The sequence below is a fragment of the Spirosoma lacussanchae genome, from assembly GCF_005870035.1.
Classification (GTDB): Bacteria; Bacteroidota; Bacteroidia; order Cytophagales; family Spirosomataceae; genus Spirosoma; species Spirosoma lacussanchae.
Genome location: NZ_SWJG01000009.1, coordinates 1 through 21120, shown reverse-complemented (window position 1 = coordinate 21120; position 21120 = coordinate 1). Strand labels below are relative to the sequence as shown.

The following is a 21120-nucleotide window of genomic DNA, read 5'->3' as shown; positions in this document are numbered from 1 at the left end:
CCGGTTATCTGTAGAGACGCGACCGCCCGGCGCCCGGTCATCGCGTCTCAGGTGCGTCAGCAATAAACCATCCGGATAGGTGGTCCAGCCTTCGCATCTAATACGCGTCAGCAGCGAACCGTCAGGCTGGGGAACTATAATGGGCCAGCATTGCCACCAGCGATGCTTTCATCTCCTCGACCAGGCTGGCGGGTTGCAGTACGGTCAGGTGTTCGCCATACGAGCGCAGGTGCATCAGCAGATCGCGGTTGGGGGCCAGCCGGAGCCGCACGACGCAGGCCTCGTCGGTATCGCTGATTACCTCCTGGGTCTGGTGGATGGGCTTGGCTTTTACGTAACGACCAAACAGCGGACTAAACGACAGCACGATATTCTCGACCGGGCCGTGGCTGTCGGTGATGCCGTAGATGTGTTCGAACAGGTCGCTGACACTGGCCAGTACGGCGGGTGGCACATCGCAGGGGTCGTCGAGGAGTTCAAGATCGCTCATGCGGTCGAGGGCAAACGTCCGCTCGCTGCCGCTGGCCGCGTCATAGCCGATAACATACCAGCTATCAGCCACTTCACGCAGCAGAATAGGGTGCAGAATACGAAGTTTGGGTCGCTCGGGCTCGGTCATACGCGCGCCCCGCCGGAGCCGCGCTGGTGTGCCGCGCTGGGCCGATACCGCTTCTTCGTGTTTGAGGTACCGGAACGCTACCTGTCGGTTCTGGTTCACGGCCCGAATCAGCATGGGTACGTACTGGCGGTTGCCGCCAAGAATCTTTTCTTCGACGTATACGATCCGGCGCGACGGTGCCGGGGCACTGCCGTCGCTCTTCACCTCGCGGATAATATCCAGACTTTGCCGGACTTTCTGGAGGGCGTTGGTCAGTTCATCGGCCACGGTAGCGCCCTGAGTAGCGGCCAGCACCTCGCGGGCGTAGTCGAGCGCTTCCATATCGTCGGGGCTCAGCATCAGGTTCAGGAGCCTGAACTGCGGATTGCTATAGTAATAGCCGTTGGCCCGCTTGTCGTATTCGATCGGCGCGTCATGGTCTTCGCGCATCCGCTGGATGTCTTTTTCCAGCGACGAGATGGACCGGATACCGCACTTATCCTGGCAGAGTTCGAAAAGTTGCTGTTTGGAATACCGTCGGGGATATCGACTGATTACTTCGTCGATGAGTCGGTAGCGTTGAAAGGCAGAACGGGTTATGGGCATATCGATGTCGTTGGTAGCAGGAGCGCTGGTATACTGACAAAGCAACCAAAACTTTTTTTCAGAAAAAAGAGAGAACGTAAATAGTTTACGTTTACGGTACAACAACTTTGAGTCGGACAATTACATACGACGATCATGAACCATACGCAACGTCCTCGCTCAAACGCCCCCGCTTACCACCGCCCGTCGCTCTCGACCCGGCAGCTCGTTGACCTCGAACTGGGCCTCTACCTGCTCGGCCAGTTACGTCCGTCAGCCCCGCCAACGGCGCTCCCCGCCCTGCTTTCGGCCGACACCAGCACCCGCGCCAGCCTCACCCCGCAGCAGCATAAATACCTCAACCGGGCCCGGCTGCTGCTGGCTCATTTTGCCAACCCCAGCCATTGGCAGGACCTGCTCGACGCCTACGCAACCGCTCCCACCCACCGGCTCGCCTACGACATCAGCCGTGACCTGAGCCGCTTCACAGAAAAGACCGTTGGCTTCTCGCGCAACCGCATCGGCGTACTTCGGAAGATGCTGGCCTGATGAACGCCACACGCAAGCAATTGACACCCGCGGCTGTACGGCTGGCGGCTACGACACTTATTCTGGCCGAGGGCTATACGACGACCCTTTGCGTAAAGCAGTTTCTGCGCAACCGTGGGTACCGGGCCTACCAGGCTGAAGTATCGCAGTGGCTATTGGTGATTGCCAGCCAGCAGGGCTGGTCCGTTCACGACAATGGGCTGTTTCGGGTTTATTATTTTCCGAGGCTACCGCTGCTGCCGCAGTAGACCGATCGGCGCTCGCGGGATTCTATCAGCTCTGCTTACCCGCCCCCACCGCGGCTCCTGTCGACCCTACGGAGCCGCGGTGGGGGCTTCAGTTTGTGCCCCCTCCCGACCGGGTTTCATGGCGGGTACAGCGCTGTCAGGTTCATCGAAAATAAATTTCACAAAATTCACACAACGTAAAAAGGTTACGTTCTTCTAGTGTGAAATTTGATATGAACAACGAACAACGATACTAATGAACGCTCTTTTGACCACCGCTCCTGTTGCCCGCCCGGTTCTGGCCAGTCAGCTTCGCTGGCAGGAGCCACTAGCCACCCGGCTTCGCTTCCGTCATGCCCTGCCGGGTATGGTTGCCAACCGGTTGCTGAACATCGAACTGGGCTTATTTCTGATGGCCGAGCTGCTGCCGCTGGCTCCGCCGGAGTCACTGCCCGACCTGCTGAACGGTCAGGGTGCCGCTTTCCGGCAGCGGCCCATCTGGTCGCCCCGCCAGCATCGGATGCTGAGCCAGGCCCGGATGCTGCTGGCCCCCTACCAGAACCGCAACGTCTGGTACAACGCCCTGATCAAGTACGCCGGTCTGCGGTCCGATCTGCGCGCTTTCACCCTCAAAGGAAACCTCAACGCTCAGGTCGGCAGTACGATCCTGCGTGAGCGTGTTACCCTGTTTCGACAGGCGCTGGGCTAGACCAACGGCCCATTACATCGGGCACTTACGTAGGATGTACCACATGACCAAACAACCTGACTAATGAACGTAACGCATCGAAAACTAGACCAGCAGGCCGTACGAATGGCCGCCACCACGCTGATCCTGGCCGAAGGCTGCACAACTACCCTAATGGTACAGCAGTTTCTGCGTAACCAGGGCTACAGCACCTACCAGGCCGACATTTCGGACTGGCTGAACGAGGTAGCGCAGCAGGAAAACTGGAACGTCGACCAGAACCCGCTCTTCCGGGTCTACCATTTTCCGACGTTCAGCGCCTTGCCACAGTAAGCGCCCATACACCAATAAACACAGCGGAGCCGCCGACCTATCTCCAGGTTAGCGGCTCCGCCATATATAGACTATTTCAGCGAAAAGGCTGCAGCCAGAAGCGTCGAGCTTATTCGCTTCTCACTGCCCCACCAGCACCAGCGTTTTTCCGCGAGGGTCTATGGCCAGACGGGTAATCTGGGTGATGCCGGCCGTGCTGAAGTCGGCCAGTTTTGTCCAGCCAGTGCTGGTACCCGGCCGACATTGATACAGCGTGGCTCCCTGGCCCATCAGCAGGGTACCGTCGGGCATCCAGACAAAGTCTTCGCTACCCGGTAGAGTCGGCGTAATGGGGCTGATCTGACGGGTTTGCCGATCGAGCTGGCTGATGGTCCAGTCGGTGGTGGTTCGCTTGTGTACGAAGCTGACCGCTTTTTTACCGGGCACGTTGTGCAGAGACCGGCCGATGTTACCTGCCAGCCGGGCCGTATCGCCGGTGCTGACGCTGGCCAGTTGCAGCGAGTTGGGTTTACCCAGGATGAACAGCGCCAGCGAGTCGGGGGTAAGCCAGCAGTGGTATCCAACCGGTTTTACGTTATCGAGTACCAGCGCCGGGTTGCCCGCACCGGAGATCGGGAATTTCCACAGCCGCTGCGTCTGGTCTTTCTCGACCCGAATGACGGAAAAATACCCCTGATCGGGGGTAACGGTAGGTGAGTATTCGCTTTCGGGCGTCCGGGTGAGCGGGGTGTTTGTTTTCTGCCGGAGATCGTAGCGATAGATATCGGTCTGCCCATCCTCGCGAGCCGATGTATACAGCACCGCCCGGCCATCGGGTGTAAACGAGGGCTGATTGTCGTAGCCCTTCCGCTGGGTAATGTTGCGGGGAGTACCGACCTGAAGCGCCTGTCCGCTCCGGATCAGATCGACCAGAAACAGTTCTGTGTCGGGCGGGGCCTGCCCCCAGGCTACCAGATGACCGGATAGCGTAAGCGCAGCCAGCCAGGCCGCGAAAAACAGAGGACGAAAAGCAGCGCGATAGAGCCGTGGCATACAGGGTGGGATAGGCCGGGAGTTACAGACCTCACGCAAAATAATACAATATGCCTATACTACCGGCGGTCAAGGCGCCCGCCCAGCGCAGATCCCCCCTGAGCGATAACGACGGCTTTGTACCGGCCTCGTCGGAGTCTGCCTCTGCCGACTCGTTGACGGCCTGACTGGGCAGCAGGAACAGCCCCAGCGTAGCCAGAGCCGCCCAGGGCGCCAGGCTTTTCGGCGAGAAACCGCCCCAGAAAACCAACCCGACAAACACCGCCTGCACGACCAGGAACAAACCGACCGCCCGCACCAGCTGTCCGGCGTTCAGGCTCACGCGCAGTCGCTCGAAACCCGCCAGGTTCCGGTTGGGGAACAGCGTCCGGCTGAGTACAATAAGCGTAGTCAGACTCAGTACGAAGGTCAGAAAGACCCGATGCATGAAGTTGAGCTGCTGGCCAAATACCGCTGCTACGGCCGGGCTGGTGCCGAGAAAGTTGTCGTAGATGAACTCAGCCAGCAGGCCGTAACAGGGAGCCATCGCCATAGCGATTACGGCCGCCCGCGCGGAAGCGCCCCGCCACAACACCCCGACAAAAAAAGCAACCATAATCCCCGGAGTGAAGTATGACAGCTGCGCCGATACCTTCAGCATGAAGTTATTCGTTCGATCGGGCGTGTAGGTATACAGCGCCAGCGCGATGCTGGCCACGACCATCACCACGATCATCAGCCGACCAAACCGCACAATCTGTCTGTCGCTAGCCCCGGGGTTTACGTATTTCTGGTACACATCGACCGTCAGCAGGGTCGTAGCGGCATTCATCATCGAGTCGACCGACGAAAACGTGGCGGCCGTCAGTCCGGCCAGAATCATGCCGACCAGGCCTGTGCCGGGTGGGATAACGGTTTCGACCAGTTTCAGAAACGCGTTGTCTGAGTTGAAGTCCATCGTACCGAAGCGCGCCCGAAACAGATAAAAGGCCGCCACGCCCGCCGAGATGCTGAAGAACGGAATGGTCAGTTTCAGAAAGCCGCTGGCAATAACGCCACGCCGGGCGTCGTGGTCGGAGTTAGCCGCCAGCACCCGCTGCACCAGAAACTGGTTGGTGCTGAAGTTGAAACAGTGCTGCAGCAGCAGGCCCGTAAAAATGCCCGTCCAGGGCAGGTTAGGGTGATTACTGGGCAGGTAGAGATGCATTTTCTGGACCTCGCGGGGCTGGGCCGCATCCAGGTCGAGCAAGCCCACGAACCCGCCGATTTCGGGCTGACTCAGGGTAAAATAAGCCACCGCAGTACCGGCCGCGAGCATCATAACGGTCTGGATGGTATCGGTCACGACAATACTTTCCATACCGCCCCAGATGGTATAGGAGCAGGTAATGAGGCCAATCAGGAGAAGCCCCACCGGGTATGACATGGCAAAACTGGTGCCGCCGAAGAGCCATTGCAGGGTAATACTTCCGACATAGAACGAGCCGACCAGCTGCACCAGAATGATCAGTATCAACAGGATGGTGTAGAGCAGTCGCGCTTTGTCGTTATAGCGCACTTCGAGATACTGCGAGAGGGTAAAGACATCCAGTCGTCGGTACGAACTCAGGAATACGAAACACAGCAGCAGTATGGCCGGAAATACAATCTCGTAATGGGCCTGTACGAACCCGATGGAGTAGCCGATTCCCAGCATGCCGATCAGGTGAAACGACGAGATATTGGTACCAAATACCGACCCCGCCACCGCCCACCAGCGAATGGACCGCCCCGCCAGAAAATAATCTTCAGCCGTTTTTTTACGCAGGGCAATGATGATACCGGCGGTGGGCATAATGGCCAGCATCAGCACCAGCACAACGACGTCGATGGTTTCGAGTTGACTTAACAAACTTTATAACGATGAATGATGAACGATAAATGAAGAATGTGTTATCGGTTAGCTTTTGCAGTTATGATAATACTACGAATCAGCTTAAGCAGTTCATCTGCATCAGCATGCATACTGGCAAACTCTTTCTCAGCCAGGTAACCCGTTTCTTTCATTAGCTCTAGCCAGTATAGCGTTTCATCGGTTTCTTTCTGCGCTACACCCATTTTGTGTATAAAGTCGGCCTTGCTCTCGGCATTATCTGCCTCGCGAACATTAGCTCCTACTGATGTACCTGATCGAAGCATCTGTTTACTCAATACATATTCCTTCTGTCCATCACTTAGGTATTGGTAAAGGCGGATGGCACGAACCGCAAATCGGAAGCTTTTCTCCCGAATAACATTTTCCTTTTTCATCGTACAAGTCGGTTTTAGGTTTTTACAAATCATTCATCATTCATCATTCATCATTCAATAAGATAACGTTCCAAAAGTTAACGGCGTTTCGGGGGTGGTGGCGGGGCGACGGCCTTGTACGTCGGCCAGGCGGACGTTGGGGAGGTGCGGGAGTACGAGCTGGCCGAACAGTTCGCACTCCTCGAGCAGCGGGTAGCCGGAAAACACAAACGACCGGATGCCCATGTCCATGTAGCGATTGAGTTGCCGGATGATTTGATCGGGTGTACCGACCAGCGCTCCACCGGCTCCCGAGCGGGCCCGGCCGATACCGGTCCAGAGAATCGGCTCGACAAAGCCTTCATCATCGGCTTCCTGACGCATGGCGTCCTGCCGCAACACCCCCAGCGACTTACCGTCCTGGGTGCGCTGCTTGAGCGCTTCGGCCTGGCCAGCATCGAACCGGCTCATCAGATGGCGGGTCCAGGCGCGGGCTTCCGCTTCGGTTTCGCGCACCACAACGTGAATACGCAGGCCGAAATCGATGGTGCGTCCGTGGCGGGCCGCCCGGGCCGATACGTCCTGCATGGTTGCGTAGAGGCTCTCTTCTTTCTCGGGCCACATCAGAAACACGTCGCAGTGTTGGGCACATACCTCGCGGGCGCCATCGGCTATACCCCCAAAATACAGCAGCGGACCGCCGTTTTGCTGGTAGGGTTTAACGGGTTGGCTGGAGAGGTTAAGCGGCCCGTAGACGGGGCCATCGTGCACGACGCGGTCCTGGGTCCAGCCCTGCCGCAGTATCTCGATCGTCTCGCTACACCGCTGGTAACGCAGGGGGCCCTCTTCCTTGTAGCCGGGCAGGTCGGAGTTGATGATGTTGATCGTCAGACGCCCCTCCAGCAGATGATCGAGGGTACTAATAATCCGGGCCAGCATTGGCGGATGGTATTCGCCGGTACGAATCGCTACCAGCAGGCTGATGTCGGTCGTTAGCTGTGACAGGGCCGACGCGAAGGCCAACGGGTCCTGCCCCACTACGTAAGACGTGGGCAACAGTATGTTTTTGAACCCCTTCCGCTCGGCCATCAGCAGGATGTCTCGGCAATGGGCAAAGCTACTGCGCCGGGTTGGGTCGAGCTGACCCAGAAATTCGGTGTCGCCCCCGCAGAGGTCACAGAACCAGGCAATTTCGGCTACCCGGTCCGTTGTTCGGACGGGTACAGCCGTTATGGAATCAAGCATGGTATAATCGGGCTTCAAAGGGCCGCAATACATCGGCCGTATCTGGATAATTTGATAAGATAACCGGTCCGGGCGCCGGCCGGTCAATGGTTACGGGCTGAGCCGAAAAATTGGCCCATACAACCCTGACCTCGTCGCCCAGTCGACGTTCGTATACCCACACGGTCGGGTGTTCGGGCAACCAGTCCTGGTACGAACCCGTATGCAGCGCCGGGGTTTGTTTCCGCAGCTGAAGCAGTTGCCGGTAGAAAGCCAGCACCGACCGATCCTGCCGTTCCTGGTCGGCAACGTTGATGGTTTTGTAATTGGGGTTCACTTTCAGCCAGGTTCGCTCCCCCTCGGTAAAGCCCGCGTTGGCCGCGCCTGACCACTGCATCGGCGTCCGGGCATGGTCGCGGGCAATGCGGTTGGCCGTAGCCAGGAATCGACCTGCTCTTGATGACTGATCGGAATTTTGTTCCGGCATGAATGCCGGAGCTACGCATGGATCGTATAAGGTGGATTCATCCGGTCCTTCTACCAACTCCGCAGACGTCACACTACCGGCCAAATCCGGATCTGGTCGATCCATGAATCGCGTCGGCATTGATGCCGACGAATCCTGCCCCGGCATGAATGCCGGAGCTACGCATGGATCGTATGAGGTGGATTCATCCGGTCCATCTACCAACTCCGCAGACGTCACACTACCGGCCAAATCCGGATCTGGTCGATCTATGACTCGCGTCGGCATTGATGCCGACGAATCCAATTCATCCGAATCCGGTCCACCCGCAACCAATCCATCCGCCCCTGATTCGACCAGCGCCCGCCAGGCATTTTTCACCTGGATATCGTCATACTCATCGATGGAGTCGAACGGGCAGTTTGTCATGCCGATCTCATCGCCCTGGTAGATACTGGGCGTGCCGCGCTGGGTCAGCAGGACGGTTGCCAGCATCGTAGCCGACTCGTAATGATAGCGGTCGACGTTGCCGAAACGAGACAGACAGCGCGGGTTGTCGTGGTTGCCAAAATAAATATTCTGCCAGCCGGGCGCGTCGGGTCCGCTCGCCAGGGCTACATTCCATTTGGCAAACACGGCTTTCAGCTCCGGCAGGGTAAACTCAGGCGCGGGGTCGAGAAACCGGTATTCCTCGCGGGGTACGGCATGATCGAAATGGTAAATCATGTTCAACTCCTGCCGGGACTCGCCCACGTAGAGGTTGGCCTGTTCGGCCGATACACCGAAGCCCTCGCCGATGGTGATGACGTCAGGATAGTGAGCCAGCACCTCCCGGTGCATTTCCTGCAAAAACTCATGGATACGAGGCCCGTTGGCATGAATGGTCAGATCCCCGAAGCGCCCCGCCGGATAGTCGGGAAACAGCGGGTCTTTTGACAGAAACGGGATCACATCCATCCGAAACCCATCTACGCCCTTGTCGAGCCAGAAGTGCATCATCCGGTAAATGGCCTGCCGCAAGGCCGGGTTCTCCCAGTTCAGATCGGGTTGTTTTTCCGCGAACAGGTGGAGGTAGTACTCGTCGGTAGCGGCATCATGGGTCCATACCGATCCCGAGAAGAACGACTGCCAGTTGTTGATCATACCAGCAGGCCGCCAGATGTAATAATCGCGGTAGGGGTTGTCCTTGCTTTTCCGGCTTTCCTGAAACCAGCGATGCTCGTCGGAGCTGTGGTTAACGACCAGATCCAGCACGATTTTCAGACCGCGACGATGCGCCTGGGCCAGCAACTCGTCAAAGTCGGCCATCGTACCGAACTCGGGCATAATGGCTTCGTAGTCGGAGATGTCGTAGCCATTATCGGCATTGGGCGACTGAAAAACAGGACTGATCCAGAGAATATCGACGCCCAGATCAGCCAGGTAACCGAGTTTGTCCGTAATACCCCGCAGATCCCCGATACCGTCGCCGTTGGCATCGGCAAACGAGCGCGGGTAGATCTGATAAATAACCTTATCTTTATAACCCATAGTTTCCATAAAACACAAAGGCACAGAGCACACAGAGTTAGTAAATTTCTGCTGTGTCTCCGTGCCCCTATGCTAAAAAACCAGTTACCGCATCAACTCATCGAAGGTGATGCTGAGGTAATATAACCCACCAATCCGGGCCAGGCCATAGCCCTGCGCGTAATACTGGTTGAAGATATTGGTACCGCCCAGCTTTACGACCGACTTAAACGCAGGTACCCGGTAGCTGACCTGCGCATCGACGCTGCTCCACGAAGGCAACCAGACATCGCCCGCGGTAGTCCCCTGCTCCACCCACGTCCGGTCGGTCCAGCGGTAGGTGAGCGTAGCCCCCAGCCGATCGGTCAGGCGAGGGTTGGCCAGGCTGATGTTATACCGGTTCTCGGGCGAGATAAAGAAGTTACGCCCCAGCTGCGATACTTCAGGATTGCTCATCTTCCGCTTCACGACCGGCACACCCGCCCGGTCGTTGCGGATGGCACCGCGGGCGTCGCGTAGCGTAATCAGCCCGGTCTGGTAGGCGTAGTTACCGCTGAGGGTATAGCCCCGGCCAAGCCCGTATTCGAGACCGATACCGGCCCCGCGCACAAAGATTTCGTTCTTGTTGTTGAAGTTGACCTGCAGCGTCCGATAACTGGTCGGCGTCAGCAAGGCGCTGACATCGGCACCCGGCGTTAGAAGCTGGAATACGTTCTGGGCGGCAATAAAGTCAGTGTAGCGGCTAGAAAAGTAGAACGCATCGACATAGAACCGATTGCTGATCAGGGTTTTGTAGCCGACCTCCCAGGTCTTGATTTTTTCAGTCGTGAACTGCGTCGGATCGATGATGAACGGTTGTGGCACGGCAGCTCCTGTACTGCTCTGATAAGGCGTTACTTCAACCTGCAGATAGCCGGGATTGGTGTTCAGTCCGGCTCCATTATAGGCCTGGGGTAATCCGCCAACCTCACCCGCCTGTCCCGTTGGCGGAATGGCGAACAACTGCCCCGGGGCGGGGTTCCGGAACGCCGACTGCCACGACGCCCGTACGTTATGAACGCCAGCACTCACCACCGCCGACGCCCTGGGCGTAAAACCACCCTGCAGGTACTGGTTCTTGTCATAGCGCACCGCCACCGTAGGCTTTATCGTCAGCCGGTCCGGGCCGGTTCCAAAGCCCACCTCCTTCGACGCCTGCACGTAGGCCCCGAATTCGTTGATGGTATATTCTGATCCGTCGGCCCGGCGTGGGAAAGCCGTACCTCCCGATTCGAGCAGGAACCGGCGTAAACTCGACCCGGCAATCACGTCAATGACGCCATGTAGCAGCTGAGAGAAGTTGTACATACCTTCATAGTGGAACAGCTGCGAGTTGTCCCTGAAGCGGGTTCCGGTCGTGTTCAGCAAGGCGATACGCTCGTTATTGTAGACGCTGGTAATGCCGTCGCGCACAAACCGGAAGTCCGGCGAACCCGGCAGATACCGGCCCCGGTCAGCCACCGCCCGCGCTTCCTGAATGCTGACTTTGTTCTCCACATAAGCCTGCCCAAACTCGTCGGCCCACTGGCTGGTCGGTTTCCAGATGGTATTCATGATCCGGGCCGTCTGTCCAATGTTCCAGCCTTCGGCGCGCTGTTGGGTAGTATAGGCCCGCAAAAAGAAGTTATCCCCCCGCAGTTCGGCTTTGAACTGGTGCCGCCGGTAATCCGGGAAGTATTCGCGAAAACCAGCCGTCCGGATGAAGTTGCCGTTGCCGTAGTACCAACCCACCGACGCTTCCATGTTCCGGCCTACTTTGTAATGCAGCGATACGTTGGCCCGGTTGTTATAAACGCGCCCGTAGTTACCCAGCAGATCCAGTTCGGTATAGCCAGTTCGGGTAACCAGTTTACCCTGCAGGGCCGCGTTGCCGTAGTTGGCCGGAAACCGGAAGGCCCCTGCGTTGTTGATGTCATCGCCGTATATGTTGACTCCGTCGTATTCGAAGTTTGTGTTGGGATTATTGTTGGGCACGTAGGCAATCCCCGTGGCAACGCCACCCTGTCCGGCATCGGTGCTGAAAAAGCCGGTTCGGGCGCCGGTTGATCGGTCGTCGTAATCGTCGGCAATGAAATCGGTGCCGCTCACCCGCTGAAAATTCACTTTGTAGGCAAACCGCGTTCCGATCTGTTTCGCGTAACGGACGGCCATGTCGATGTATCCTTTGGGGCCAAAATTGGATTTGCCTACGTTATTGAGGCCTACTTTCATCTGTGCACTCAGACCCTGGTAGGTAAACGGATTTTTGCTGGAGGTCAGCATCAGCCCCTGCAAGGCATCCGGCCCGTACAGGGCCGACGAGGCCCCTGGAATCAGCTCAATGCTTTCAATATCGAGGTCAGAAATGCCGGCTACGCTGCCAAAGCCAAACCCCAGTCCCGGCGATCGGTTGTCCATCCCATCGGTGAGTTGCACGAACCGGTTGTTATTGTTAGCCCCGAACCCGCGCACGTTGACCGACTTGAACGTCAGACTCTGGGTGAGCAGGTCCACGCCTTTTACGTTCTGGAGCGCATCAAAAGGATTGGCCGCCGGCGAGTTGGCAAACTGCCGCGCTCCCAGTTTCTCGACCGTTACGGGCGCTTTGCGGATGTCTTCGGGCACCCGGCTGGCCGATACCACTACTTCATCGGCCGTGATGGCTTCCTCAGCCAGTTTTACGTCAATAGCTCTGAAGTTATTGCCCCGAACAACGACCTCTTCGCGCCGGTAGCCAATGAATGATACACTCAGGGTGAAGGGAAGCTCCTTTTCCGTCGAAAGCGAAAACCGACCGTCGGCCTGGGTTACGGTTCCGGTATTGGTACCCCGAATCAGTACAGTTACCCCAGCTAGTGGCTGGTCGTTGGCATCGGTAACCTGCCCCGACAAAACCGTTTGTGCCCAGCTAGTTACCGACAAAGCCAGTATAAGTATAAAAGAAAAAGAAATGTGTTTCATGTAGATTCGTTGGTAAAGCTTTATTTCTGCTTGATAGAAGCAAAGTTAACTAGTTAGACGCTGTTTAAGCTAGTCAATCCTTAAAGGCGCATTTTTTGATCCCCGTAAAGGGCTAAAATCGGGACTTGTGGCCGGAGCGAGTAACTTACCTGGCTGTCCGAAAACAAAAAAGCCCCGGATGTCTGTTTAGAACAGACATCCGGGGCCTCTCTGGCAATCAGTCAGCTAGAAACGTGTAACGTCGTAGGTGATGGCCAGATAATAGAGTCCGCCGATAGTTGGTCCAGCCGCGTACTGGATATAGCGGTTGTTGAAAAGATTCGATGCGCCCAGCTTAAACGACAAAGCGGGTTGAGGCACTTTATAGGTCATCTGCGCATCAACCGTATGGTAGGCCGGTATGGTACCGTTAGCCAGCGGACTTTGCCACAGGAAACTATCCTGCCAGCGCCATACCACGTTGAAGCCAAGGTTTTTGGCCACTTCCCGGTTACCGATGCTGATGTTGGCAACGTACCTGGGCGTGTTAAAGCCCGTCACGAAAATATCGGGGTTGTCGTTGCCGGCAATATTGTTGTAGTTCACATTACCCGACGCCGTGAATTTACGGTAGAAGTTGTAGGTAATACCCAGCGCTGCGCCGTAGCTGCGGTAGGTGTTCTTGGCGTTCGTATACACGCGGTACCGAACCTGGTTGGCGCGGGTCAGCATATCGAGCACCGATGCATCGGTTCCAACCCGGCCGGTAGTCGGCACCGCCACCTCCACCTGTCCCAGAAAATTCTGGTACGAGTTATAGTAAGCTTCCCCGTCAATGGCCAGCCGGTTGTTGAGCAGTACGCTTTTGTACCCTACTTCAAACGAATTGATGTGTTCAGGCTGCGACGGCGACAGGTTGGCAACCTGGAGCAATCCCCGATTTCTCAGCGCAGCCGCATTCCGCGTTGAGCCGGCAGCCACATCGGTGTTTACGGCTGCATTGAAGTTGTTCAGCGATGCCAGCGTATACGAGTTTTCCAGGAAGCCCAGCCCTTCATTAACCCGGGCCAGCCCGCCTACGCGCCGAACGTTGCTGTTGTTTACGTAAGACAACGCTTCGAACAACGACGGAAAGCGGAACCCATTCTGGTACGTAAACCGGAAATTATGCCGCTCGGCAGCTGTATAAACAAGGGCCAGCCGTGGATTCACCTTTGGCGAAAACTCCGGATTGTTATCGACCCGCAGCGATGCTGACACTTTCAGCCGGTCGGCCAGCAACAGTTTGGTGGCCGATACGAACGCGCCGTATTTTGTATAAATCTGGTTCGCTCCGCCGGGCGTTGTCCGCTGCTCGATCGGCTTCGAGAAATCAACAAAGTTGTTGCCGTCCGGAATGACTTCGTAGCGCCGGTAATCGGCCCCAACCAAAACCTCCGCAAATTTGATACGTTGATTCAGGTTGTACTGAATATCGCTGTGGTAGGTGCGGCTTTGCTGCCAGAGTGCGGCCCCACCCGTTGCCGGCGCCCCCGGAATGATAGAACCTATATCCCAGTTATTGGTATTGACAATGGTTTGCTTCAGCGACTCGAAGGCGGCTGTTCCGGGTTCTACGCGGCCCCGGTCGGCGGCTACGCGGGCCAGTTGCATAGCCGTTGCCAGATTGGTACCGCTGTTGACCTGTGCCAGCAGCTCCGTCCGGAATTTGGCGCCCCAAACGGCGTTGGTGCCGTTGTTCAGGTCCAGGTTGTAGGCCAGCGGGTTCAAATTATACGACTGTCCCGTGTTTTCAGACAGCACATACGCCCGCACCACCAGATCGGTACTGCGTAGCTCCAGCTTGTGGTTTTGTACCGTTACGCCCGTCAGCTGAATACGGTTACCCCGCTGAAAAATTCCGTCCATCAATCCGTACCGATAGCCATACTGAACCTCTACCCGGTCGTTTAGCCGATAATGCAGACTCCCGTCAAATTTCAGGTTACGCACCCGGGGGTTCACCAGGTCCCGCTCCAGATAACCGGTCCGGCTCACGTTGAAAGTTTCGTTCCGACCGTTATAGGGAATCGTAATAGCTACCCGGGCCTGCCCATCGTCGCCGTACTGATTCCACAGGTCGCGGGCGGGGTTACTGGCTCCCGATAGCTCCGGGAAACGGGGGTTCGCCGTGTTGAGCGGTTGCGGGTTCTGATCGGTCTGGTTGTTAGCCAGCCAGTCAGTACCCTGTAAATAACTGAAGTTCAGTTTAAAAGCAAAGCGATTATTAAACGCTTTGGCAATTCGCACGGCCGACTCGGTCAGGACAGAGGGGTCGCGATCGATTCCGTCGATGTGGTTGACCCCTGTTTTCTGATAGAGACTCACGCCCTGATACTGAAAAGGGCTTTTGGTCAGGAGGTTAGCCAGCCCGTTAATGGCGTTCATACCGTACAGAGCCGAGGCCGCACCAGGCGTAATCTCAACGCTTTCAATGTCCAGCTCCGTTGGCCCGATGGCATTGCCGAGCGGCACACCCAGCGTGGCAGCCTGCATGTCGACCCCGTCGACGAGCTGCATAAACCGGAAATTGTTCGGAATGTTGAAGCCGCGGGTGTTCGGTACTTTGAACGTCAGACTGGAGGTTGTCATCTGAACCCCTTTCACGTTTTCGAGCGCGTCGTAAAAGCTGGGAGCAGGGCTTTCTTTCAAAACCCGCAGATTGAGTTTCTCAACCGCTACCGGCGACTTCAGTATGCTTTCCTCAATCCGTGAAGCCGTTACGACCACTTCATTACCTAATATAGCCTGCGTATTGAGGGATACGCTGATCTTATCCGTAGGTCGTTCAACAACAATTTCCTTAGGGGCATACCCAATGACCTGGAAAACCAGCGTGAACGGAAACTTCACTCTGGTTTTGAGCGTAAATTCACCCTGATCGTTGGTAATGGTACCGGCAACGGTGTTCTTGATCAAAACCCCGGCACCCGGTATAGGCTGCCGGGTATCGCTGTCATCGACCCGCCCCGACAGTAAAATAAGATCGTCCTGAGCAACAGCCCGGAACGATGCCAGCACAACCAACATAATGAGGTGCGCAGCTAATAAACGGTTCTTCATGCTTGATAATCGGTGTACTGCTTTATTCTCCCACTACTCCCGGTTGTAGATAGAGTATTAGTGCTTATAATCTATTGAACTAGTGGATTTATGCAAATAAACTAGTATCTTACCCACCCTTCCAAATGGGGGCCTCTAAATCTTTATTAAAGGATAGATTGAAACGGAATTAGTCAATTTTACTCATCGACCGCTTTCTATGAAGAAATCAGTACTACTTATATCTCTCTTCTTTCTGTACACCATTGCTGCCGGTCAGTCAGTTAAGATCGTCAACCAGCAGCAGAGCACCTGGCTCGGCTATTTCAACCAGACCCGATTCAGTACCCGTTGGGGACTTTGGGTCGACCTCCATCACCGCCGTACTGATTTTGCGGATCGTGCCAACCAGAACCTGGTGCGGGCCGGGCTGACTTACTTCCTAGCCGACAATGTGCGGCTGACGGCTGGTTACGCCTATGTAGGGTCTTATTTATCGCCCAGTGGCATCATTCGCCCCGAACATCGTCCCTGGCAGCAGATCTGGTGGACGGGCCGTTCGGGCCGGTTAAATCTCCTGCAATGGGTACGGGCCGAGCAACGGTACAACCACCGCATCAATGGCGATCAGCTGGGCGACGGATACGGTTTTAACTGGCGCCTGAGGTATAACCTCATGCTACAGATCCCGCTCAAGGGCGAAACCATCCAGCCACACGTACCTAACTTCGTTGTTCAAAACGAAGCGTTTCTCAATTTCGGCAAGCAGATTGTAGCGAACACCTTCGATCAGAACCGGTTCTTCGTAGGCATGTCGTACCCGTTCAGCAAGCACCTGCTGGGCCAGTTGGGCTATATGAACCAGTTCATTCAGCAACCGTCGGGCAATACGTACGTAAACAATCACACGTTACGGCTGTTTGTCTTTCATACACTGGATTTACGCAAACAGCCCTAGCGGGTTGTTCGAGAGCCGACTACTGAAAATAGCCGGTCAATTCGCCATAGGCCAGCACATGCCCCTGCATTGCGTTCAGCACCGACTGCTTATCAGGAGTCTCCTCAAACGTCAGGGCCTGATCGAGGGCATATACCCGGAAAACGTAGGCATGACGGCCTACCGGCGGGCAGGGGCCAATAAAGGCGAGAGCACCGGCGCCGTTTTTCCCGGTTTTCCCGCCCAGCATCCGCATCTGCTCGGCGCTTACGCCCTCGGGCAGGCTATGCACCACGTCTGGCAGGTTATATACCACCCAGTGCGATAGGTTGAACAACGGAAAAGCGGGTGTCGGCACGTCGTAATCGGTGGTAAGAATGACGTAGGATTCTACGCCGGGAATATCTCCATCCCAGTTTAGCGCTGGCGACACTTCCTGTCCCTTACAGGTGCAGTTAACGGGCATATCGCCCCCGGGCGGAAATGAGCTACTGGTTACGGTCAGCGTCTTCCTGAGAGTCAGGTGATAGTCCGTTTCCTGAGTACGCTTACTTCTGGCATAAAGATGGAGACCAACAGCCAGAAGCCCTAACACAACAAATACTCCCAATAAGATCCGTTGCAGAAGGCGCATAAAAATGCCGGTTAAGTACGTTCACGTATCTAACCGGCTAAATAAGGTAAAGTTTGTTAATTTTTCGGTCAGACCGCCACGAATACAGGCCTTTATCCAGAGCGCCTGACCGCCATTTTTCGGTCTGTACAAGGGGGGTACCTAAGCTGCCCGGCTGCTTTGGGGCCGACGCAGGGGTCCGGAACGAACTGACTGTGTATTGTTTCGGGTCTCTTCCATGACCTGCTCCGACACCAGATCCAGGTGATTGGCCCGTTTCAGTACGTAATCAAATGGCAGATTGAAGTAATTTGACACCTCGCTGCGGAACGAATCCGGAAACCTGGAAAGCCGAAGTCCGAAAAATTTGCGCACTTCTTCTTCCGGCAGTAGGGCCGCCAGTGCCACACGTTCAGCTTCTGCCAGCAGAGCCGTACGCGACGGGAACAAATGCTCCAGCCCGATAGAGGCCGTGAGGATATTCAGAAACAGATTCTTGTACATGGCCGACAGCTCGGCGGGCAGAATAACCCAGCCCTGATCACGGAACTTGGCAGAAAAACCCGTTAGCCCCTGCTCACCCCGAATCTCGCCGGCAATCAACTCATCCGGAAAACGGAGCCTGTTCGTCCCGTTGTCACGATCCAGCTTCTGTAAACGAAAAACAACAGCTTCGACCGGGCTCTTCCGGAACAAAAGATCAGCGGGCATTACCCGGGTGCTCTCCCATTGATCAGTCATGCGCATGAACAAACTCTCGTTCACGGGCAGGTTGTCGGCGCTCCCAAGACTAATCAGTATCTGCCGGTAGGCCGCCAGAAAATCAATCTGAAGTTGGTTTGGATTTGAACGTCCTCGCTTCATGCGGTTGAGGAAGCCGTTTCCTGACGGTGAGTCAGTTAACGGCATTCATTAGTATGGTTGTTGATTGAAATAAGGAAGGTAAATATACAAACTAAGCCGCTGAAAACAAAGCTGGTAGACGAATAAATTCACGTATCCGACAGCCTCGTTTTCAACGGCTCAATAATGGGGTATTCCACCTTTCCGGGATCAGGAAAGCCCTTTCAGCGCTTCTTCCTCCACGAATGGCTGATTACGGAGTCGCTTGCCTGTGGCCTTAAATATAGCATTGGCCACCGCTGCCCCGGCCGGGGGCAGAGAAGGTTCTCCCAGGCCCGTTGGCTCAATGGTATTATTGACAAAATGGACTTCTACTTCCGGAATTTCGTTCAGCCGGATGATCCGGTATTCATTGAAATTCTTCTGCTCCGGAACGCCCTCCTTAAAGGTCAGGTTGCCATACATAGCATGGCCTATACCGTCAACGATACAGCCGGTTACCTGCTGCCGGGCTCCGCTCTGGTTCACGACAATACCACAGTCGGCAGCTGAATAAATTTTCTGTAATACCGGGCGGCCTTTCTGCATGACTACTTCGCCCACCTGCGCTACGTACGACCGGTGCGAGAAATACACGCTGAAACCCTGCGCTACGGGTTTACCATCGGCGCCCTTCTTCTTGCCCCAGCCGGATTTCTCGGCGGCCAGTTCAATAACCCCCTTCATCCGGTCAATATCGTACTTCACAGCGCCAGCCGGCTTTTGCTTTGCCTTATCCAGCAACGCCAGCCGGAACGCTACCGGATCTTTTCCGGCGGCCTGGGCCACCTCATCCAGAAATGATTGCTCCGCAAAGGCCAGGAAGTTGGTAATGGGCGCCCGCCACGGACCCGTCGTTATCGGCGACTTTACATAATCGACACTATCGATCAACAGATTGTCGACCGCCCCTGCCGGGAAGTTATCCTCCCGGGTAGGATTGCCGGCTTTGATACTAACGCCCCGCAGTTTATAACCGATCATATTTCCCTGGGCGTCCAGAGCCGCTTCAAAGCGATACCGGACGGCCGGGCGGTAGCTGCCACCCGTCATATCGTCTTCACGCGTCCAGATCAGCTTAACGGGGGCTTTGACCTGCTGGGAAACCTGTACGGCTTCAAGCACGTAATCGGCTTTCAGCCGACGCCCAAAGCCGCCCCCCATTCGGGTAAGCTGAACACTGACGGCGTCGGGAGAGATGCCTAGTAGCTTGGCGGTTTCATTGCGAGCCAATTCCGGGGTTTGCGTAGGTCCTACCAGCTCAGCTCCGTCCGGGCGCACATGTGCAAAAAAGTTCATCGGCTCCAGAGGGCTGTGTGGCAGAAACGGGCATTGGTACTCGGCCTTCACCACTTTAGCGGCTGAAGCAAAGGCTGCGTCCACATCGCCATCCTTCCGCCGAACGGTTGCCTCCTTGCTATCGAGCAATTCCTTAAATAACCGATTATGATCGGCTGTGCTCTCCACGCTATGGGTCTTTTCCCAGTCAATCTGCAGAGCGTCTTTCGCCTTACGAACCTGCCAGGTTGATTTCCCAACAACAGCTACCGTATCGCCAATGGTTAAGACATCGGTAATGCCGGGCATGGCCTTTATGGTAGTAGCGTTACGTATCGACTTCAGCTTGTGGCCGAAACCGGGCCGCTGCATCATAGCGAACAGCATACCTTCCCGGTAAAAATCCATACCAAACAAGGGCTTTCCCGTTATGATACCCGGATTGTCGACGTTTTTGACCGTGCTTCCAATAAGTTTAAAATCGGCCGGGTCCTTGAGCTTCACTTCGGTAGGTGCGGGGAGCTGTGCGGCTTCATTAGCTAACTCACCATAGCTCAGTTTCCGCTTTGTAGCTGCGTGCAGAACAAACCCGTTTTCGGTTGCGCATTCGGCGACAGGTACATTCCAGCGTTTGGCGCCGGCCTCGAGCAGCATTTGCCGGGCCGTAGCACCAGCCGTACGCAGTCGTTTCCATGAGTGCGGAATAGACCCGCTCCCACCGGCCACCTGCCGTTCAAACTTTTTCGTGTCCAGGGGCGCCTGCTCTACAACGACTTTTGTCCAGTCCGCATCCAGCTCTTCGGCAACGATAATCGGAAATGCTGTTTTTATGCCCTGCCCAACCTCGGGATTCGGCGATAAAATGGTAATAATGCCCTGCGGGTTTATAGACAGATAGCTGTTAAACGTGTTTCCAGCCAGCCCGCTTCCGGTAGCCGTCTCTACAGCAACAGCCGCTCCTTCTGACTCAAACCAGTTGAAGCCAACCAGCAAACCACCCCCGGCGGCTGCGGCTATCTTCAGAAAATTTCGTCTGCTATTATTCGTTACTGCTGTCATGACTATTTCTTGGATTTAGCCGTGGGGGTCATCCGGGCAGCCACGCTGACAGCTTCCCGAATCCGATGGTACGTGCCACACCGGCAGATGTTTCCGGACATCGTAGCGTCGATGTCGGCCTGAGAAGGGGTAGGGTTACGCTTCAGCAACGCAGCCGCAGTCATGATCTGCCCTGCCTGGCAATAGCCGCATTGGGGCACATCAATCTCATTCCAGGCCCGTTGCACAGGGTGGTCACCCGTAGGCGACAAGCCTTCAATCGTTGTTATTTTAGCCGTAGCCACTGCCGAAACAGGCAGCACACAGGAACGCGTTGCTTCACCATCAACATGAACGGTACAGGCTCCGCATTGAGCAATGCCACAACCGTACTTAGTACCGACCAATCCGAAAGAATCGCGCAATACCCATAATAAAGGAGTATCGGGATCAACGTCAGCGCGATAGGCGCGACCATTGATTTTAAGGTTGAAGACAGCCATTGATTAAGATAACTTAGATGAGTGCTCTAAGTTACTAAACATAAGCCGTATAACATGCAAAAAGCCGTTACCCGGATCGGATAACGGCTCTCGCCTTCAATAACAGCAGGTGGCACCTTCCTACTCTCCCACTTGTGACAGCAGTACCATCGGCAGTACGGGGCTTAACGGCTCTGTTCGGAATGGAAGAGGTGTTCACCCGCCTTACCAGCACCAACCTGCTTGTTGCTCATCGATCGATCCTAACCTCTTCACAAGATCAGCTCGATCTAATATCCAATGTCTTTTTCCCCACAGGAAAACCAGAAAACACTAGCGCACTACTTTTCAGACGAAGCGAAGCACACGCGTCCGGGGCCATTAGTACGGCTC

The 21120-nt window shown here is 55.7% G+C and carries 17 protein-coding genes and 1 rRNA gene; 5 read left to right on the top strand and 13 right to left on the bottom strand.

Annotation, left to right across the window (positions count from 1 at the left end):
- Window positions 1-121: 121 nt before the first annotated feature.
- A complete protein-coding gene (locus FBR45_RS22300) occupies window positions 122-1204 on the bottom strand; it encodes a helix-turn-helix transcriptional regulator (protein WP_138506469.1) in 1083 nt (360 codons plus the stop codon).
- Between the two features lie 135 nt (window positions 1205-1339).
- Between FBR45_RS22300 and FBR45_RS22295 the strand changes: the two genes are divergently transcribed.
- The 4 genes from FBR45_RS22295 (at window position 1340) to FBR45_RS22280 (ending at window position 2980) form a co-directional block, all read left to right on the top strand.
- The gene (locus FBR45_RS22295; RefSeq protein ID WP_077921583.1) at window positions 1340-1732 is read left to right on the top strand and encodes a pPIWI_RE_Z domain-containing protein; all 393 of its coding nucleotides are present in this window, start codon (window positions 1340-1342) and stop codon (window positions 1730-1732) included.
- Entirely contained in the window at window positions 1732-1980 is a 249-nt protein-coding gene (locus tag FBR45_RS22290) for a hypothetical protein (RefSeq protein WP_138506467.1), read from the top strand. Before FBR45_RS22295 ends, FBR45_RS22290 begins: the two co-directional genes overlap by 1 nt.
- Before the next feature lie 235 nt (window positions 1981-2215).
- Window positions 2216-2668: a pPIWI_RE_Z domain-containing protein gene (locus FBR45_RS22285; RefSeq protein WP_077921586.1), complete on the top strand. Its 453-nt coding sequence runs from the start codon at window positions 2216-2218 to the stop codon at window positions 2666-2668.
- Window positions 2669-2731: 63 nt separating this feature from the next.
- Window positions 2732-2980 carry a hypothetical protein gene (locus FBR45_RS22280; RefSeq protein WP_129606986.1) on the top strand — a complete coding sequence of 83 codons (249 nt, stop codon included), beginning with the start codon at window positions 2732-2734 and terminating at the stop codon, window positions 2978-2980.
- A 120-nt stretch (window positions 2981-3100) separates the two neighbouring features.
- On the opposite strand, the gene FBR45_RS22275 is transcribed toward FBR45_RS22280, so the two are convergent.
- The 7 genes from FBR45_RS22275 to FBR45_RS22245 all read right to left on the bottom strand — a co-directional run bounded on the left by FBR45_RS22275 (window position 3101) and on the right by FBR45_RS22245 (window position 15518).
- Entirely contained in the window at window positions 3101-4012 is a 912-nt protein-coding gene (locus FBR45_RS22275) for a TolB-like translocation protein (protein WP_138506465.1), read from the bottom strand.
- 31 nt (window positions 4013-4043) lie between these two features.
- A complete protein-coding gene (locus FBR45_RS22270; protein WP_138506463.1) occupies window positions 4044-5882 on the bottom strand; it encodes an SLC5 family protein in 1839 nt (612 codons plus the stop codon).
- A 41-nt stretch (window positions 5883-5923) separates the two neighbouring features.
- The gene (locus FBR45_RS22265; RefSeq protein ID WP_138506461.1) at window positions 5924-6280 is read right to left on the bottom strand and encodes a four helix bundle protein; all 357 of its coding nucleotides are present in this window, start codon (window positions 6278-6280) and stop codon (window positions 5924-5926) included.
- 54 nt (window positions 6281-6334) lie between these two features.
- On the bottom strand, window positions 6335-7504 hold the full coding sequence (locus FBR45_RS22260; protein ID WP_138506459.1) for an LLM class flavin-dependent oxidoreductase: 1170 nt from the start codon (window positions 7502-7504) through the stop codon (window positions 6335-6337).
- A complete protein-coding gene (locus FBR45_RS22255) occupies window positions 7497-9488 on the bottom strand; it encodes an alpha-glucosidase (RefSeq protein WP_246082347.1) in 1992 nt (663 codons plus the stop codon). The genes FBR45_RS22260 and FBR45_RS22255 overlap by 8 nt, the downstream gene beginning before the upstream one ends.
- Before the next feature lie 75 nt (window positions 9489-9563).
- Window positions 9564-12437 carry a TonB-dependent receptor domain-containing protein gene (locus FBR45_RS22250; RefSeq protein ID WP_138506457.1) on the bottom strand — a complete coding sequence of 958 codons (2874 nt, stop codon included), beginning with the start codon at window positions 12435-12437 and terminating at the stop codon, window positions 9564-9566.
- A gap of 225 nt (window positions 12438-12662) precedes the next feature.
- Window positions 12663-15518: a TonB-dependent receptor gene (locus tag FBR45_RS22245; protein ID WP_138506455.1), complete on the bottom strand. Its 2856-nt coding sequence runs from the start codon at window positions 15516-15518 to the stop codon at window positions 12663-12665.
- 199 nt (window positions 15519-15717) lie between these two features.
- Here FBR45_RS22245 and FBR45_RS22240 point away from each other — a divergent pair, with 199 nt between their 5' ends.
- Complete coding sequence (locus FBR45_RS22240) at window positions 15718-16455, top strand: DUF2490 domain-containing protein (RefSeq protein ID WP_138506453.1); 738 nt, start codon at window positions 15718-15720, stop codon at window positions 16453-16455.
- A gap of 19 nt (window positions 16456-16474) precedes the next feature.
- Here FBR45_RS22240 and FBR45_RS22235 read toward each other — a convergent pair whose 3' ends face one another.
- The 5 genes from FBR45_RS22235 to rrf form a co-directional block, all read right to left on the bottom strand.
- Window positions 16475-17068, bottom strand: coding sequence for a YbhB/YbcL family Raf kinase inhibitor-like protein (locus FBR45_RS22235; protein ID WP_138506451.1), 594 nt, complete (start codon window positions 17066-17068; stop codon window positions 16475-16477).
- 141 nt (window positions 17069-17209) lie between these two features.
- The gene (locus FBR45_RS22230; RefSeq protein ID WP_138506449.1) at window positions 17210-17911 is read right to left on the bottom strand and encodes a hypothetical protein; all 702 of its coding nucleotides are present in this window, start codon (window positions 17909-17911) and stop codon (window positions 17210-17212) included.
- Window positions 17912-18100: 189 nt separating this feature from the next.
- Window positions 18101-20266, bottom strand: coding sequence for a xanthine dehydrogenase family protein molybdopterin-binding subunit (locus FBR45_RS22225; RefSeq protein ID WP_138506447.1), 2166 nt, complete (start codon window positions 20264-20266; stop codon window positions 18101-18103).
- A gap of 2 nt (window positions 20267-20268) precedes the next feature.
- Window positions 20269-20748, bottom strand: coding sequence for a (2Fe-2S)-binding protein (locus FBR45_RS22220; protein WP_138506445.1), 480 nt, complete (start codon window positions 20746-20748; stop codon window positions 20269-20271).
- 107 nt (window positions 20749-20855) lie between these two features.
- Window positions 20856-20966, bottom strand: a 5S ribosomal RNA gene (rrf, locus tag FBR45_RS22215).
- Between the last annotated feature and the right edge of the window lie 154 nt (window positions 20967-21120).

Excerpts from the sequence above, each read along its gene's own strand:
- FBR45_RS22250 (WP_138506457.1), bottom strand. The coding sequence starts at position 12,437 with ATGAAACACATTTCTTTTTCTTTTATACTTATACTGGCTTTGTCGGTA.
- FBR45_RS22265 (WP_138506461.1), bottom strand. The coding sequence starts at position 6,280 with ATGAAAAAGGAAAATGTTATTCGGGAGAAAAGCTTCCGATTTGCGGTT.
- FBR45_RS22290 (WP_138506467.1), top strand. The coding sequence starts at position 1,732 with ATGAACGCCACACGCAAGCAATTGACACCCGCGGCTGTACGGCTGGCG.
- FBR45_RS22220 (WP_138506445.1), bottom strand. The coding sequence starts at position 20,748 with ATGGCTGTCTTCAACCTTAAAATCAATGGTCGCGCCTATCGCGCTGAC.
- FBR45_RS22255 (WP_246082347.1), bottom strand. The coding sequence starts at position 9,488 with ATGGAAACTATGGGTTATAAAGATAAGGTTATTTATCAGATCTACCCG.
- FBR45_RS22280 (WP_129606986.1), top strand. The coding sequence starts at position 2,732 with ATGAACGTAACGCATCGAAAACTAGACCAGCAGGCCGTACGAATGGCC.
- FBR45_RS22240 (WP_138506453.1), top strand. The coding sequence starts at position 15,718 with ATGAAGAAATCAGTACTACTTATATCTCTCTTCTTTCTGTACACCATT.
- FBR45_RS22235 (WP_138506451.1), bottom strand. The coding sequence starts at position 17,068 with ATGCGCCTTCTGCAACGGATCTTATTGGGAGTATTTGTTGTGTTAGGG.
- FBR45_RS22275 (WP_138506465.1), bottom strand. The coding sequence starts at position 4,012 with ATGCCACGGCTCTATCGCGCTGCTTTTCGTCCTCTGTTTTTCGCGGCC.
- FBR45_RS22245 (WP_138506455.1), bottom strand. The coding sequence starts at position 15,518 with ATGAAGAACCGTTTATTAGCTGCGCACCTCATTATGTTGGTTGTGCTG.
- FBR45_RS22260 (WP_138506459.1), bottom strand. The coding sequence starts at position 7,504 with ATGCTTGATTCCATAACGGCTGTACCCGTCCGAACAACGGACCGGGTA.
- FBR45_RS22300 (WP_138506469.1), bottom strand. The coding sequence starts at position 1,204 with ATGCCCATAACCCGTTCTGCCTTTCAACGCTACCGACTCATCGACGAA.
- FBR45_RS22225 (WP_138506447.1), bottom strand. The coding sequence starts at position 20,266 with ATGACAGCAGTAACGAATAATAGCAGACGAAATTTTCTGAAGATAGCC.
- FBR45_RS22285 (WP_077921586.1), top strand. The coding sequence starts at position 2,216 with ATGAACGCTCTTTTGACCACCGCTCCTGTTGCCCGCCCGGTTCTGGCC.
- FBR45_RS22230 (WP_138506449.1), bottom strand. The coding sequence starts at position 17,911 with ATGAAGCGAGGACGTTCAAATCCAAACCAACTTCAGATTGATTTTCTG.
- FBR45_RS22295 (WP_077921583.1), top strand. The coding sequence starts at position 1,340 with ATGAACCATACGCAACGTCCTCGCTCAAACGCCCCCGCTTACCACCGC.